The sequence below is a fragment of the Pseudomonas sp. NFACC24-1 genome (assembly GCF_900115235.1).
GTDB lineage: Bacteria > Pseudomonadota > Gammaproteobacteria > Pseudomonadales > Pseudomonadaceae > Aquipseudomonas > Aquipseudomonas fluorescens_AA.
The window spans coordinates 14795-28162 of the sequence record NZ_FOVS01000012.1 but is presented as its reverse complement, the minus strand read 5'-3'; the positions used below and the strand labels follow the sequence as shown (position 1 = coordinate 28162).

The 13368-nt window shown below is 61.6% G+C and carries 10 protein-coding genes and 2 pseudogenes; 8 read left to right on the top strand and 4 right to left on the bottom strand.

The annotated features are described in order from the left end of the window. Positions 1-21 precede the first annotated feature (21 nt). Complete coding sequence (locus BM317_RS13070; RefSeq protein ID WP_092474506.1) at positions 22-768, top strand: substrate-binding periplasmic protein; 747 nt, start codon at positions 22-24, stop codon at positions 766-768. Positions 769-1036: 268 nt separating this feature from the next. Further along, on the top strand, positions 1037-3022 hold the full coding sequence (locus BM317_RS13065; protein WP_092474505.1) for a M10 family metallopeptidase C-terminal domain-containing protein: 1986 nt from the start codon (positions 1037-1039) through the stop codon (positions 3020-3022). 12 nt (positions 3023-3034) lie between these two features. Here BM317_RS13065 and BM317_RS13060 read toward each other — a convergent pair whose 3' ends face one another. Beyond that, on the bottom strand, positions 3035-3958 hold the full coding sequence (locus BM317_RS13060) for a LysR family transcriptional regulator (RefSeq protein WP_092474503.1): 924 nt from the start codon (positions 3956-3958) through the stop codon (positions 3035-3037). A 122-nt stretch (positions 3959-4080) separates the two neighbouring features. Between BM317_RS13060 and BM317_RS31120 the strand changes: the two genes are divergently transcribed. Next, positions 4081-4548 carry a DUF6196 family protein gene (locus tag BM317_RS31120; protein ID WP_092167239.1) on the top strand — a complete coding sequence of 156 codons (468 nt, stop codon included), beginning with the start codon at positions 4081-4083 and terminating at the stop codon, positions 4546-4548. A gap of 49 nt (positions 4549-4597) precedes the next feature. On the opposite strand, the pseudogene BM317_RS13050 reads toward BM317_RS31120, so the two are convergent. Then, positions 4598-4765, bottom strand: a pseudogene (locus tag BM317_RS13050) (alpha/beta hydrolase); the annotation flags it as partial. On the opposite strand from BM317_RS13050, the pseudogene BM317_RS13045 reads away from it, so the two are divergent. Continuing rightward, positions 4765-4920 (top strand): annotated as a pseudogene (locus tag BM317_RS13045) (helix-turn-helix domain-containing protein); the annotation flags it as partial. The pseudogenes BM317_RS13050 and BM317_RS13045 overlap by 1 nt on opposite strands. Before the next feature lie 69 nt (positions 4921-4989). Here BM317_RS13045 and BM317_RS13040 read toward each other — a convergent pair. Beyond that, a complete protein-coding gene (locus BM317_RS13040; RefSeq protein ID WP_256574139.1) occupies positions 4990-6600 on the bottom strand; it encodes a GMC family oxidoreductase in 1611 nt (536 codons plus the stop codon). A 64-nt stretch (positions 6601-6664) separates the two neighbouring features. Then, on the bottom strand, positions 6665-7438 hold the full coding sequence (locus tag BM317_RS13035; RefSeq protein ID WP_092167242.1) for an alpha/beta hydrolase: 774 nt from the start codon (positions 7436-7438) through the stop codon (positions 6665-6667). 87 nt (positions 7439-7525) lie between these two features. Here BM317_RS13035 and BM317_RS13030 point away from each other — a divergent pair, with 87 nt between their 5' ends. From BM317_RS13030 to BM317_RS13015, 4 genes are all read left to right on the top strand, one after another. Continuing rightward, a complete protein-coding gene (locus BM317_RS13030) occupies positions 7526-8965 on the top strand; it encodes an HD domain-containing phosphohydrolase (RefSeq protein WP_092167245.1) in 1440 nt (479 codons plus the stop codon). Positions 8966-9147: 182 nt separating this feature from the next. Beyond that, positions 9148-9648: an RNA polymerase sigma factor gene (locus tag BM317_RS13025; RefSeq protein WP_092474501.1), complete on the top strand. Its 501-nt coding sequence runs from the start codon at positions 9148-9150 to the stop codon at positions 9646-9648. Between the two features lie 2 nt (positions 9649-9650). Continuing rightward, positions 9651-10577, top strand: coding sequence for a FecR family protein (locus BM317_RS13020; protein WP_092167250.1), 927 nt, complete (start codon positions 9651-9653; stop codon positions 10575-10577). A 124-nt stretch (positions 10578-10701) separates the two neighbouring features. Then, positions 10702-13101, top strand: a complete 2400-nt coding sequence (locus BM317_RS13015) for a TonB-dependent receptor (RefSeq protein WP_092167253.1) — start codon at positions 10702-10704, stop codon at positions 13099-13101. Positions 13102-13368: the final 267 nt, after the last annotated feature.

The window sequence follows — 13368 nt, the reverse complement described above, 5'->3', positions numbered from 1 at the left end:
AACGGTCCACAAGGAGTACGCGTGAGACATTCGATATCGGTTGCAGCGCTGCTTTGTCTCTTGCTCGGCACGGTTGCCAGGGCCGAGCAGTATCAGATCGTCACCGAAGAATGGGCACCGTACAACTATCTGGAAAACAACCGGCTCACCGGCATGACCACCGAGATCGTCCGGGCCATCATGGCGCTGACCGGGGATGATTTCGAGGTGTTGCTGCAACCCAGCATGCGTGCCACCCAAATACTCAAGCACCGCCCCAAGACCATCATGTACTCCCTGTTTCGCACGCCAGAACGCGAGTCGCTGTACAAATGGGTCGGGCCCATCGTGGAAGAGTCCATCCACCCTTATCAATTGGCCAATACGCCCCCGCTGAACACCCTGGAACAACTCCTGAGTGCCCCGCAGATCACCACGCGCCACGCCGGCCTGATGCCCCAGAGGCTGCAGTCGCTGGGCTTCAACAACCTGGACAAAAGTGCCACCGAAAGCAAGCTGCTCTATCGCATGCTGCTTGCCGGGCGCACCGGCATCATTGTCGGCGACACCGATGCGGGCGTGGCTTACTACAGCCGCCAGTTGAACATCGCGCCGGGCACGCTGCGGAAAATTCCCATCGAGCTTTATCGTTCGTCGTTGTATATCGCCTTTAGCTTGGACTCTGAAGACGAAGTGGTCGCGGCGTGGACCAAGGCTTTGGAGCAGTTGCGGCGATCAGGGGGGCTGGAGCGGATTCGGCGGCGGTATGAAGGGCAGGTCGGGCCATAAGAGCGCGATCAGCACGACCTTGCCCTGGAGACCGCCGCGTGAAGCTCGTCGGTGCGTAGCCGAGGCTTCGGCCAGCGGATAGGTGCTGTCTAGGGTGATATCAGGACGCTGTACGGCTTCAACCAGCCTGGCACAGTTGCCCGAGACTGGTTGCGTCGATAGCAGAGTAGAGGGTCGTCCAAGAACCTTTCTTCGTTTCGTAAAGTGGCAACCAGACTAAGTCGTGTCTATTGTTTTTTGGCGACAGATAGCTATCGGAGGCATGGACATGGGGCAGAGCACTTCGCCCGCCGCTTCGGCTGTGGGTGACACGGGCATGGTAGCCACAACCTTATGGGGCTCGGACAAAATCGGCGGAATCACGGTCGATCCAGACGGTACTATCTGGCTGGGCGCCTACAGTCGCCTGGGGCTGGGGGGCGAAGAGGATTCAGGCTTCACCGGCAGTCTGGTCCGGTTCAATGCCAACGGTAGCCTGGACCGCAACTTCAGTGGAGACGGTAAATCCCTCCTGCCTGTGACCCTCGATATCGAGGACGGCGGTAATGCAGCGGTGCAGCCGGGAGGGGGCTACCTGGTGACGCGATACGTGAAAGTAGGCGACGCCTGGGTGTCGGGCGTGAGTCGCACCTTGGCTGACGGCAGCCTCGATACGAGTTTCGGCAACGGCGGCGCCGCGACAGTGCCTTTCTACTGGAATGAATCTCTAGGCCAGCAAGCGTCGCTCTCTGTACAACGCGACGGCAGCTTTTTCGCAAGCGCTGCGTACCCCTCTGGGGAAATCCATATCGCCCGCTTCGACGCGACGGGGGGCTTGGTCTCGTCTTTCGCAGAGGGTGGGATCCTGCACTTGCCAGCATCCGTCGGCATTCAACCCAGCGGCACGATCGACGTTTCGCTGCAGGGAGACGGGAAGGTATTGGTCACGGGGCGAGATACGCTGACCCGCCTCAACCAGGACGGCACCCTGGATAGCAGCTTTGCCAACGGCGGCAGCCTGGCCCTGGATGTTCACGCAGATGCCCTCGTTATCCAGGATGACGGCAAAATCCTGCTGGCGGGCGCCTCGGGTGGCGTGGCGACCGTCATCCGACTCAACGCCGACGGCTCGCTCGACACCGATTTCGGTGATCAGGGTTGGGTAAGTTGGGGCTCAGAAAACGCGCCTTTCGCCGTAGCCGACATGATCGTGCGGGCCGACGGCAAGCTATTGATTGGCGCAAGCCAAGGTACGAGCGCGGACGGCTATCTGGCCGCCCTGGTTCAGTTGAACCCCGACGGTAGCCTGGACCACAGCTTTGGCAATCCCGACGACGGCTATTACCATCTTGACGGCGGTCGCGATGATGACTTCTTGCTGGGTACCAACTCCTTTGATGATGCGATCGTTGGCGGGGCCGGTAACGATCTGCTCGATGGCCAGCAAGGTCGCGACCTGCTGACGGGCGGTGCCGGGGCCGATACGTTCCGTTACGAGTCAGTCACAGACAGCTACCGAACCGCAACCGCGGCCCATAGCGACCGAATCATCGACTTCGACCCCAGCATCGATACGATCGATCTCTCCTCCCTGGGCTTGCTCGGGCTGGGCAATGGACATGACGGAACGCTGGCGATACGAGTCAATGAAAGCGGGACGCGGACCTACCTCAAGAGTTTTGATAGCAACGCGGATGGGGAACGCTTCGAATTGGTCTTCGATGGTGACTTGAGCCAAACGCTGAATGAAACCAACATCCTGTTCCAGCAAGCCAGGTTGCTGGGCACCGAAGAAGCCGATCGTTTACAGGGCAACGCTCGAGGCGAAATCATCGAAGGGTTCGCAGGCGATGATCGCCTTTATGGCGCGCTGGGGAATGATGTATTGGTTGGCGCAGAGGGACGGGACCTGTTGGTGGGTGGCGCTAACAACGATGTGTTCCGCTTCGACGCACTGAGCGACAGCTACCGTACCGTCACCGAAAACCACACTGATCGCCTGCTTGACTATACCGCGGGTGAGGACACGATCGACTTGTCCGCCTTGGGCTTTACCCGGCTGGGAAATGGTTACAACGGCACGTTGGACGTGGTTGTCAATGAAGCCAAGAACCTGACTTACTTGAAAAGCTATGAAGCCGACGCCAATGGGGCTCGATTCGAGTTGAGCCTGGTAGGGGACCACTCCGGTTACCGTAACCTGGACATCATCTTCGCCGAGCCCCCGGGAGAGGAAGTCTTTCAATTGATCGGAGTGGCTGACCTTTGGGTGTAAAAACGCCAAATATCAGCCCTCGCTGCTCCGGGCTTGCGGCATGCCGAGAGCAACGACTACTTCGTCTATGAAGCGCCTGACCTTTGCCGAGGGACGACGGTCGGCTGGATATATCAGATTCACGGGGTAGGTAGGTCCTTCGAAGTCTTCGAAGAGTACGACCAGCTCCCCACGTTGCACGTAGGGCGCAAGCACGTCCTCCACACAGAGCGTGATGCCGAAATCCAACAACGCTGCGTTTACCTTGGCCAGGGTGTTATTGACTTTCAGTCGGCTCGCAATGGGGATCGCAAATGTCTGCCTGTCTTTCGTAAACCGCCAAAGCTTGTCTGTCATTCGATCAGAAAACAGATACCCCAGACAGTCATGGTCCACGAGTTGCTGGGGGTGGAGCGGGGTGCCTTTGCGCGACAGGTAACCTGGAGATGCGCAGGCGAACATCCTGAAAGGTTTCAAACCACGTTGTACCAACGCTGCACTGTCGGCTAATCGCGGTTTTCCTAGCCGGAAAACCACTTCGTATCCCTCCTCCACGATATTCACAAACCTGTCTGTCAATTCCAATTCAATTTCGGTTTCTGGATAGCGCGTCAGATATTGGGTAAGGAACGGGATTAATCGATGGGAGCCGTAATTATAAGGTGCGCTAATCCTTATCTTTCCGCGCGGTGTTGAGTTCCCTGCAAGTGCCAGCGCTTCGGCGTCTTCAACGTCGCTCAGGATGGCTTTGCAGCGCAGATAATATTCTTTTCCCAAGGCGGTCAGGCTTTGTCGGCGAGTGGTTCGGGTGATCAGTTTGAGACCTAGCTGCGATTCCAGATTGCCGACCTGTTTGGCAATCTGTTGCGGGGTGACGCCCAATACAGCCGCCGCTGCCGAAAAAGAACTTGATTCGGCGGCTGCAACGAAAGCCGCCATGCTTTTCAGCTTATCCATATCTACAACCTTTGGTTGTCAATGTTGTTCTATATCGAACGTTTATCTTGGAAATCCTCCTGCTTAACATGCCTCAGGTCAATCAAAGGTAGCGCCTTGCGCTTATAGGTCGGAGATCTGGAATGGTGAACATATCGCATGAAACGGCAGAGACCGCGGAGCGGCGACTGTTACGCGTGACTACCCAGGCGCGCGTCAGGTTCTTTACCGGCACGTATGCGTTTTTAGAATTTCCGTTGTCATCTTTTCCAAACGCAGTACGTCCTGACGCGCTAGCGCTCGTTCGGGATGACAACGTATGGAGTCAACTGGTCCCTTGCGATGCCGTCGAGCAGGAGCTATTCGGTGTCTTCCGCTTCCATTTTCCAGAGGGTGCGGACAACAGTGGGTTTGTAGGTTGGTTGGCCACTCGACTGAAACAGCGCTTTGGAACAGGTGTTTTCGTCACTTGCGGCCAACATCGAGATGACGGGGGAATATTTGATTATTGGGGCGTACCGGCCACGTTGGCCTCGGATGTCTTCAGAGAGATCCAGACTCTGGTTGATGGGCCCTTGACCGTTGCATCGCAACGAGACCTCATGCCCTGAATATCAGACTTCGCTCCGGGCAAGGAATGGCTTCAGTACGGCCAGTACTTGCGCTGATCAGCGCAGCGTTAAGTTCGATTACACCGTCGACATACATGACGCCACCGAGGTCAGCGTCACCATAGGCGGCCAGGTAGTTGGATATGACCACGCCGCCCAACGACCAGCCGACCAATACCGGATGGTTGCTGCCCGTTGCCTTGATCACCGCTGCGAGAGCATCAACCTGTCGAAACCGTCGCCAGCCAATTGGGGTACGGCTCATTGGCCGCCTTTAGCCGGGCTTTCAAACGTTCGGTGGGCTTGTCCCCAAGTGCTGTCCGGGCCGCGAGCACCGTAGCTGATCAGACAACCGCCACAATTGCAGGGTGATCTTCATGCACCTGCGGGCAGTCAAGGCGCCCTCGGCATGACGGACCCGCTTTGCCTCGCTGGCTGACGCTATCGCCGAGTTGAGGGAGTCGTTCCTTTTTTGGCTGAAAGAGGTCTGTTCTCTAACGCATCAACACCCTGGGCCGCGAGGACGAGATCGGCTGCCCGCTCGCCAATGACCACGCAAGGCGCCATGGTGTTGCCGACGGTGATGCGCGGCATGACCGAGGCATCCGCGATCCGCAATTTCTCGATGCCATATACGCGCAGCTGGTGGTCGACCACAGACATCTCATCTCGGCCCATTTTCGCGGTGCAGGACAGGTGCCAATAGGACACGGCAGAGTTGCGGATGAATTGCTCCATGGCGCGGTGAGCTTTCGGCCCGGGCACCACCTCGCGCTTTACCAGGTCGTTGAAGGTTTCGCTGTTCCCGAGTGCCCTGCAGAGGTCGATCGATGCAAACGCCGCCGCCATATCCTCGGGTGCGCTCAGCGAGTTCGGCTCGATGAGTGGAGCATCCGAAGGCCCGGCGCCCGATAGACGCAGGCGCCCTCGACTGACAGGCCTGGCCAGCCCTGCGAACATCGTCCAACCCTGTTGCGGTGGCTGGATACCCACTTCAGCAGGAGAGGGCACCGCAAATTCAAGCTGGCAGTGCAGCAGGTCCGGGGCGTCCAGGCGACTGTCGCTTTTCCAGTACAACGTGGTTTCACAACCGCCGCCACCAACCGCCTGGGGTTGCAGGTACTCCCAGGTACAGCCAAAGGCAATGTGGTCCTGAAGATTCTGACCCACGCCGGGAAGGTGACTGATCGGGACGATGCCATGGGGGCGCAGCTCACTCTCCGGGCCGATGCCTGACTGCATGAGCACCTTGGGCGTGTTCACCGCGCCCATGGACAAGACAACTTCGGCTTCGGCATAGAAGCACTGCCGTTGCCCTTCGATGATCACTTCGACACCGACCGCCCTCGTGCCGCTAAGCAGGACACGGGCCACCAGCGCGCCGGTGAGGACAGTCAGGTTCGGTTGGTGCAGCCGTGGCCGGACATAGGAATCGTAAACGGATTCGCGCCTGCCCTGGTTGATGCGTAGATCGGTGATAGCGGCTCCGCCCGGGCCTTCCATCATCGCTCCGTTGGGACTGCCATATCGGGGGATACCCAAACGACCGGCCGCTTCCAGGGTTGCCCAGGCGAGGGGTTGAGGCGAGGCTGGCTGCTCGACATGCACGGGCCCACCTGAACCGCGCCGTGCGGCATCCGGGCTGCCGTGCCAGTTCTCGATCCTGCGGTAGTAATCCAGTACTGAATCGTATCCCCAGGCGCCATCGCCGGACTCGGCGGCGAAGTAATCCCAGTCCGATCGATGCCCGCGTGCCCAGACCATCACGTTGATGCTGGAGCCACCTCCAAGCCCCTTGCCCATGTTCAAGGGAAGACGACGACCGTTGAGGTGGGGATTGGGTTGTCCCGCGAATGCCCAGTCGCGCTCTGAACCGAGGTTCAGCGGCCACTGCGCCGGCTCTACAACCTCAGGGCCGGCGTATTCGTTGCCTGCTTCAATCAACAACACGCGTGCGTTGTCCTGTTGGGCAAGGCGGGCCGCGACCACGCAACCCGCCGTACCCGCACCACACACGATGAAGTCGTAGTTCCGATCATGCCGATGATTCATGCGTCCGTTCCGTATCGATGCGGCGTTTGAGTTCAGGACTATCAGGGGTGTCGCGTCGCAGCGATCACTGCGCGCCGACGCTTTTCACGGCCTCGAGAATCACCTTGGCCACTTCGGCCGGCTGCGACTGCTGGGGCACATGGCTGGTGTGCACCTGTGCCAGGGTGGCGCCGATACGCTTGGCGGCAGAACGCTGGACATCGGGATGGATCATCCGGTCCTCGGTGGCGAGCAGATACCAGGACGGTTTGGTCTTCCAGGCAGAGACGGTTGTTTTGTCCTCGAACGCGGATGCCTTGATGGGGCCTTGCGTCGCGGTCATCACGGCGGTCTGCGCCGCGGGAAGATCCTGGGCGAAGTCCTTCGCCATGCCTTCCGGGGTCAAGTAGAGGAAACCGTTGCCGTCAGCCTTGATTTGACTGATGCCCGGGGGTGTGGGCGCGCCTTTGCCTTGTTCGCCGCTGGTTTGGCCGGCATCGGGAGCGAAGGCGGCGACGTACACCAGGGCGCGGACTTTCTCGTCGCTGCCGGCCTGGGTAATCACGGTGCCGCCCCAGGAATGACCGACCAGTACGACCGGCCCCGTCTGATTGTTCAGCGTTCTTTGCGTTGCAGCGACATCGTCGGCAAGCGAGGTGAGCGGGTTTTGCACGACCGAAACGGCAACCCCCTTGGCCTGCAGAAGCGGCACGACCTTGGCCCAATCGGAGCCGTCGGCGAACGCGCCGTGTACGATGACCACCGAAGGCGTTGTATCTTGGGCCTGGCTGATACCTGCGGCCAATGTGCTTGCAAGGGCGAAGGCGAGGGTGACGGCTTTTGATCTGAATGTTTTCATGGCATGAACTCCTGTGTGGGAGCTCAATTCTGCTGACTGGCCTGCTTCGTGGGCATCGGTCATTTATCCGACCCCAAGGCATTTTTCATGGATAGTGCGTTGCAACTGGACATTTCATTGAGCGCAGCGCTGCAGGCGATCGGTCAGGTCGGGGACCTCAGCATGGGCCAGCCACTCGGCCATTCCCGACGCGTTGCCGCACTGGCGCGCAGGCTGGCGCAGGTCTCACACGGCGATGGCGAGCACCTGAGGGTGGCGGAGCAGGTTGCCTTGCTGCGCTGGTCCGGCTGCACCGCCAATGCCGAAGGGTTTGCGGATCTGCTCGGTGATGACGTCGATGGCCGCCGCGCGATGCTCGACCTGACCCTGAGCAAAGAGGCCATGAACGCGGTGCATCAGGCGACCCCGCTGGCCGTTGTGCACTGCGAGGTCTCCGGCGAAGTCGCGAAAACCCTCGAACTGGGGGCCGCTGTCGAGGCAGGCCTGTGCCGCGTATTCGAAACCTACGACGGGACTGGCCGGCCGCTGGGCTTGACCCATGAGCACATTCCGGAGGTCGCCTATCAGGTGGTGCTTGCCGGTGATCTGGATATTCTCAGTCGAGCACATGGCTTGGACGCGGCGCTGCGCTGGATCCGCGACCAGTCGGATCGGCGCTATCCCGCTGCCCTCGCGTCGTTGCTCATGGATAACGCCAGGGCGTGGCTGGCAGACCTGGATGGCCGCTCTCAAAACCCGGTCCATGGGGAGGCCGAACGCTCCGTCTCGCTGACCTTGGTGGGGGACGTGATTGACTTGAAGTTACCCTGGCTGGCGGGGCATTCGCGGCGGGTGGCGCATGTCGCCATGGAGGCTGCGCGCCTGTGGGGGCTAGGTGAACCCACCCTGGCAGCGCTCGGAAAGGCGGCCCTCGTCTACGGTCTGGGTCGGGCAGCCGTTTCCAACCAGCTCTGGAACACCGCCGGGGCGCTTCCTTATGGCGCCGCGGAGCGGGTACACCTGGTTCCCTACTGGACGCAACAGGCGCTCAGGCCTATCAGTGAACTGGCCGTGCCTGCCGAGATTGCCGCCCATGCCTACGAACGGCTCAACGGCAGTGGCTACTTTCGAGGTGTGATGGGGGATGCACTGTGTGCCGAGCATCGACTGCTCGCCACTTCCGTAGCCTGGGTCGCACTCAGGGAAGCCAGGCCCTGGAGGGCGGCCCACGGCGAATCGGAGGCGGCCAGACTGCTGGAGCAGGAGGCCGCCAGTGGTTTGTTCGACAAGGCTGTATGCGAAGCGGTTATCGCCGCTGCACGTGGCGAGCGTCTGACTCATCAGTCGAAGAGTTCGTTACTCACCGCACGGGAGTGTCATGTACTCCTGGAAATCAGTCGTGGCGCCAGTAACAAGCAGGTGGCGCGACTGCTGGACATCAGTCCGAGCACCGTTCGCACACACATGGAAAGCATATTTCGCAAACTGGAATGCTCGACCCGAGCTGCCGCGACCCTGAAGGCATTGACGCTGGGCTTGATCGCCTGATGCCGAGTCGCGGCAGGTTGATTATTCGAAGCTTGGCAACAAGAGGTCCGGCAGGCCTTCACCTTTGACGTTTAACCTCGTACGGGGGAGGGCCGCGACCCGCGTGTGTTCGCCTCTGGTGTGATTGAAAGTCATTATCATTTGATATATTCTCGCGACTCTTCCTCGCTTGAGTCGCTTGCGTGTCCAGGCCATCCGATCCTTATTCCACCGACGGCCAGTTCGAGAGCCATTCGAGTGAACTGCTGCACTTCCTCACACGCCAGGTGAAGTGCGCAGAACTGGCGGCCGACCTGCGCCAGGAGACTTGGTTGCGCTTTCGCCGGCGCGAGTCCGGGCAAGAGATCGGCAATCTTCGTGCATTTCTCTATCGCATCGCGCGCAACCTGATCATCGACTACCGCCGTCAGCAAAAATCCCGCCCCGTCGAGGAGGAGATATCCATCGAATTGGTCAGTGCCCAGCCGGGTCCGGAGCGAGCGGCAAGTGACGCCCAGCGCCTGGAGCGACTGCAGCGCGTGGTCCAGGATTTGCCACCGCACCTGCGCCAGGCGTTGTTGTGGAATCGCCTGGACGGGCTGACCCAGCGTGAGATCGGCGAACGCCTGGGTGTCTCGGAAAGCATGGCCGGACGCTATATCCTGAAGGCCCTCGAACACTGCCAGCAGCAGATGGACCCGTAGCCGTGACTCATCCTTCGCTTCTCGATCAGGCCCGGCAATGGCAGGTGCTGCTGCATTCTGGCCGCGCCACCGCTGCCGATCGCGCTGCCGCGCAGGCCTGGCGCCAGGCGGCGCCCGAACATGAGCAGGCGTTGCGTGAGGTGGAAGGGCTGTGGTCGTTGCTCGGCCAGATAGAACGTCCGACCGAGCAGCCTCAGGTGCGCGTGCTGCGTCGTCGTCGACACTGGGCGGCTCCACTGGCCTGCGCCGCGATGCTGTTGCTCGCCCTGTGGCTACCGCGCGGCACCTGGATTGGCCTGTATGCCGACATCAGTACCCAGCCGGGGGAGGTGCGCGAGGTGCGTCTGGCCGATGGTTCGCTGTTGACCCTCAACGGCGATTCGGCGCTGGACTGGCAGTTTGTCGACGGTCGCCGCGAGGTCAGGCTGTACCGCGGCGAGGCGGATTTCCAGGTCGCCCATGACCCGGCCCGGCCGTTCATTGTCAGGGCCGGCGAGGCGCGCATCCGCGTCACTGGCACGCGCTTCGATGTGCGTCTGGAGGAGGGCGGTGTCGACCTCGCGGTAAGCGAGGGCCGCGTGCTGGCCTCCAGCGAGGGGTGCGAGCCGCTGCCCGTGGTGGGCGGGCAGCAGGTGCAGTGGCGCGGCGGGGCGCTGCAGGCGCCGCAAGCATTGGATGGGCGCCAGCGCTTGGGCTGGCAGCGCGGCAAGCTGGTGTTCCGCGACCGGCCGCTGGAGCAAGTGTTCGCCGAGCTTGAGCGAAGCCAGTCTGCGCGGGTGCTGTTTGTCGACGAAGCCGCTCGCCGGCTACAAGTGACCGGCGTGTTCGCCCTTGACGACCCACAGGCGGTGTTGAGCTCTGTGGAAACCACCTTGCCTGTGCGTCTGGTGCGCCTGCCGGGGTTGATTCTGGTCACGTCCCGCCGCTGAGGCCCGCGCCTGTCCCTTCAAAAAAAGAAAATATTTAGGCGGCGATGGTTCAGAAATCATCGCCGCCTTCGTCTTCCGTTCCTGCAAATGCGACTTCTTCGTATTGAAAGCCAAGGACATCAGCATGCGGTCGACCTCCTTCCTCGCGGCGCTAGCCGTTCTTCCCCTGGCCATTGCCGCCGCACAGGCGCAAGCCGTCGAGCTCGACGTGCCTGCCCAGCGGCTCGACGCGGCGCTCACCGATTTCGCCGAGCAGGCCGACGTGCGGCTGCTCTATGACGCCGGCCTGACCCGTGGCAGCGCCGTGGTGCCGGCGCTTAAGGGCGACTATTCGGTGGTCGACGGCCTGCAGCGGTTGCTGGAGGGCAGCGGCCTGACCTTCCAGACCGGCAACGACGGCACCATCACCCTGGTGCCGCTGCCCGAGCAGGGCTTGCTGGAGCTGGGCCCGACCACCATCAGCGGGCTCGCCGAAGGCCGTGTCGACCTGCCGGCCGAGTACGCCGGCGGCGAGGCGGCGCGAGGTGCCCGCATCGGTGTGCTGGGCAACCAGGACATGCAAGATGTGCCCTTCGCCTTCTCCAGCTACACCTCCGAGCTGATCGAGAAGCGCCAGGCGCAGACCCTGGCCGATGTGCTGGCCAGCGATCCGGGCGTGCGTCAGTCGTTCGGCTTCGGCAACTTCTCCCAGGTGTTCGTCGTGCGCGGGTTTCAGCTGTTCAGCGACGACATTGCCTTCAACGGGCTGTACGGCATTCTGCCGCGCCAGATCATCTCCACCGAGTCGGTCGAGCGGGTCGAGGTGTTCAAGGGGGCCAACGCCTTTGTCAATGGCGTGTCGCCGTCGGGCAGCGGTGTCGGCGGGGCGATCAACGTGGTCTCCAAGCGTGCCGAAGACACCCCCACACGCAGCGCCACCTTGGACTATGCCAGCGACAGCCGAGTGGGCGGGCACCTCGACCTGGGCCAGCGCTTCGGCGAGGACAACCGCTTCGGCGTGCGGGTGAACCTGGCCCAGCGCGAGGGCGAGACCGCGGTGGACGATGAGCACTCGCGCTTCAGCCTGGCCACCCTAGGCCTGGACTACCGCGGTGACCGTCTGCGCCTGTCCGCGGATCTCGGTTACCAGAAGCAACGGGTCAATGAGGGGCGCTCGGTGGTCTACCTCACCACGACGGGACCTACCAGCACACTCAACGGCAAGACGCCGTCGGCACCGGACTCCGACCACAACTACGCGCAACCCTGGAGCTGGTCGCAGCTCGAAGACACCTATGGCATGTTCAGCGCCGAGTACGATCTGTCGCCCACGTGGACCGCCTACCTGAGCGCAGGCGGCAAATACACGCGGGAGAACGGTGTCTACGCCTCCAACTACGTCTACGGCGCGAATGGCGACGCCCGTATCGGCCGCCTTTATTCGCCGCTGGACCAGGAAACCCTGAGCGCCGTCACCGGGCTGCGCGGCGAACTCGCCACCGGGCCGGTCAGCCACAGCATCAACCTGGCCGCCAACGGCATCTGGCAGGAAAAGCGCAACGCGTTCGAGACCACCGCGGCGGGCAGTCGTGGTTTCGGTAATCTGTATCAGGGCCAGCCCGTCGCCGAGCCACCGGCCACCAGCGTCTCCGGCGATATCCACGACCCGGACACCACCGCCAAGGTGCAGAACCGTAGCCTGGCGGTGTCCGACACCCTGGGCTTGCTCGACGACCGCGTGCTGCTGACCCTGGGCGTGCGCCGCCAATCCATCGGTGCCGACGCCTGGAGCGCGGCCAGCGGTGCCCGCACCTCCAGCTATCAGGAAAGCATCACCACGCCGGCCTATGGCCTGGTGATCAAGCCCACTGAGTACCTGTCGCTCTACGCCAACCGCGTCGAGTCTCTGCAACAGGGCCCGACCGCGCCGGCCGCCGCACTCAACAACGGCGAGATGTTCGCACCCTATCGCTCCAAGCAGACCGAGATAGGCGCCAAGCTCGACTGGGGCACCTTCGGTGGCAGCCTCAGCCTGTTCCGCATCGAACAGCCCCAGGGCGTGCTCGGTGGCGACGGCTACTACCGAGTGGATGCCGAGCAGCGCAATCGCGGCGTGGAGCTCAGCCTGTTCGGCGAGCCGCTGGACGGCTTGCGCCTGCTGAGCGGTGCCACCTGGACCAAAGCCGAACTGCGCGGCACCGCTGGCGGTCGCGACGATGGCAACCAGGCGGTGGGGGTGCCGAAATTCCAGTTCAACCTGGGCGCCGATTGGGATGTGCCCGGCTTGCCCGGGGTGAGCCTGAACGGCCTGCTACTGCGCACCGGCGGCCAGTTCGTTGACAGCGCCAACGACTACAGCATCCCCGCCTGGACCCGCGTCGACCTGGGCGCGCGCTATCGGACGAAAATGGATGGCCGCGGGGTGACCTTCAACGCGATGCTGGAGAACGTCGCCGATGAGAATTACTGGGCCTCGGCCAACGGTGGTTATCTGACCCAAGGGGCACCGCGTACGCTGAAGGTGTCGGCTACTGTGGATTTCTGAGGTTGCTGGCGATTAAAGAGGTGTCGTTGCAAGTTGTGTGATTACGCGAAAGGCGGTTTCACTAAACCCTCCGAGAGGCTGCATTTGTGGCCTCTGTTGTTATTGTTGTTATTGTTGTGATTGGGTCGATTGGCGCTTTTCGCTAGGCAGGAGCCGGCCCAGAGTGTGTAAAAACGCTTCGCCAAGATTGAAGTGCGCGCATCTACGTTAAATCTGAAATTTATCGGCACGTCAGCAGATGTGGATTTCGCGTAGAAGCGCGATTTT

What these genes read in the sequence shown, in the direction of transcription:
- BM317_RS13065 (WP_092474505.1), top strand. Translation starts at nt 1,037, where the DNA reads ATGGGGCAGAGCACTTCGCCCGCCGCTTCGGCTGTGGGTGACACGGGC.
- BM317_RS13060 (WP_092474503.1), bottom strand. Translation starts at nt 3,958, where the DNA reads ATGGATAAGCTGAAAAGCATGGCGGCTTTCGTTGCAGCCGCCGAATCA.
- BM317_RS31120 (WP_092167239.1), top strand. Translation starts at nt 4,081, where the DNA reads ATGGTGAACATATCGCATGAAACGGCAGAGACCGCGGAGCGGCGACTG.
- BM317_RS13040 (WP_256574139.1), bottom strand. Translation starts at nt 6,600, where the DNA reads ATGAATCATCGGCATGATCGGAACTACGACTTCATCGTGTGTGGTGCG.
- BM317_RS13035 (WP_092167242.1), bottom strand. Translation starts at nt 7,438, where the DNA reads ATGAAAACATTCAGATCAAAAGCCGTCACCCTCGCCTTCGCCCTTGCA.
- BM317_RS13030 (WP_092167245.1), top strand. Translation starts at nt 7,526, where the DNA reads ATGGATAGTGCGTTGCAACTGGACATTTCATTGAGCGCAGCGCTGCAG.
- BM317_RS13015 (WP_092167253.1), top strand. Translation starts at nt 10,702, where the DNA reads ATGCGGTCGACCTCCTTCCTCGCGGCGCTAGCCGTTCTTCCCCTGGCC.